Annotated in this window: 2 protein-coding genes and 1 pseudogene; all 3 read left to right on the top strand. The window is 44.3% G+C overall.

All coding sequences use genetic code 11. The annotated features are described in order from the left end of the window. Positions 1-274, top strand: a pseudogene (locus F6K37_RS42095) (class I SAM-dependent methyltransferase); the annotation flags it as partial. A gap of 55 nt (positions 275-329) precedes the next feature. Next, on the top strand, positions 330-623 hold the full coding sequence (locus F6K37_RS42090; RefSeq protein WP_008179613.1) for a hypothetical protein: 294 nt from the start codon (positions 330-332) through the stop codon (positions 621-623). Between the two features lie 414 nt (positions 624-1,037). Beyond that, a complete protein-coding gene (locus F6K37_RS42085; RefSeq protein ID WP_008179610.1) occupies positions 1,038-1,412 on the top strand; it encodes a hypothetical protein in 375 nt (124 codons plus the stop codon). The last annotated feature ends 61 nt before the right edge of the window (positions 1,413-1,473 follow it).

Genomic DNA, 1,473 nt, shown 5'->3' with positions numbered 1-1,473 from the left:
GTTGCAGCTCATCCAAAACAGTCTGGATCAGGCTACAGCTAATGGTGAAGCCAAGCTTCAATTCGCTCCTGCCGAGGGGACAAACTTTTTTTGGCAATTAGGTTGGGAAACCACTGAATTTCGTTCTCTCCTAGAAGAAGGACAGCGTTTGCAGCGTTTAGACCTGCCTGAGGCACTGCTGGCGTTATTATCCTCCCCAGAACATCAAGAAAGTTTGCGCAAGTTAGTTGGCTTTGCTTTGCTGAGGCGATCAGAAAAAGACAATCATTCCTAACTGACTCTCTTTCTGTCTAACCATTGACGAATTAACTAAAACAAGGAGCAATCATATGAAACTTCCAGTTCAAGTTAAGCCCGTTAGCCGGGACTCCCTAGGAAAAACTTATTTAGGCTTCAAGACTGGTATTAATCCAATTGCAGCTCTAAACCAAGGGCGGCAAGTGCAAGCATCTAATGGTAATCTTCTAGCACCACCACCACCGGTTAACCCTGGGCCAACAGCTCTGCCACCCATCTCACAAAACTGTAAAAACTGCATAGACCAGCAAGTGGGGCAAGGTCTGTCAAGAAGCGCAGCCTGGAATGCTTGCTTCAGCATCCCGACTATATGCCCAGGGGCGTAACATTGCTCGACCCTAAAATTCCTGGGTGAGGGGCTCAAAGCCCCTTAAGGTCACGCAAATCGCCGTTTTTTTATACTATTGGGTTTAATAATAGAAAAACAGGGGCGAAACCGCTGCCACTCGGGAGCTTCAGCGAACCGAAAAATTGAAAATGAAACAGCCCTGCGAATATATGCCCGTGAGCAGAGACTTATTCGGAAAAACCTAATTTAGGTTTCAAGGCTGCTAAATTCTGGGAGCGTATTAGAACATATAGTCGCGAACCTAAATGATAGCAAATGTGTGATTGCACTAGTTTTCTAAGTGCCATCACACTTTCTGTGCATAATTGCCTCTAGGGAGGTATCCTCAATAATATAAAGTCTGGTTGAACACCCTTAATGAAATCCCAAATTTCAGAAGGGAAAAAAGAGTATGAAACTTCCAAATCAAGCTTCACCCGTCAGGAGATTGGTTGTCCAGAACTATTTAGGTGTACAAGAGACCCTAGAGGAAGTAGCTAGCCAAAGGAACTCTTGGGAGTTGAAGCTAAAAAAAGAAAATGATTCCTCCTCTCCCTTCGAAGATATCAAGAAAACATTTGATATTGTTGCAAAATCTGAGTTGGAGGAAGTTTCATCTGGGGAAAGCAGTACTAAGGAAACCCCTAACCCCATTCCTGAACCTCCTGATCAGATTCAGGAATACCCCAGTGATACTGGACTTTGGACAAAATTGGGAAGGATTCTGCAACACCTAGCGATGCCAGCAATTTCCCGTCCGTCCGACTCTTCTGGCAGGGTAGTTTGAACACCCTTAATGAAATCCAAAATTTCAGAAGGGAAAAAAGAGCATGAAACTTCCAAATCAA

Source organism: Moorena sp. SIO4E2, assembly GCF_010671945.1.
Classification (GTDB): Bacteria; Cyanobacteriota; Cyanobacteriia; order Cyanobacteriales; family Coleofasciculaceae; genus Moorena; species Moorena producens.
Note: the sequence above shows the minus strand (reverse complement) of the source record. Positions and strands in the feature narration are given on the sequence as shown.

Excerpts from the sequence above, each read along its gene's own strand:
- F6K37_RS42085 (WP_008179610.1), top strand. The coding sequence starts at position 1,038 with ATGAAACTTCCAAATCAAGCTTCACCCGTCAGGAGATTGGTTGTCCAG.
- F6K37_RS42090 (WP_008179613.1), top strand. The coding sequence starts at position 330 with ATGAAACTTCCAGTTCAAGTTAAGCCCGTTAGCCGGGACTCCCTAGGA.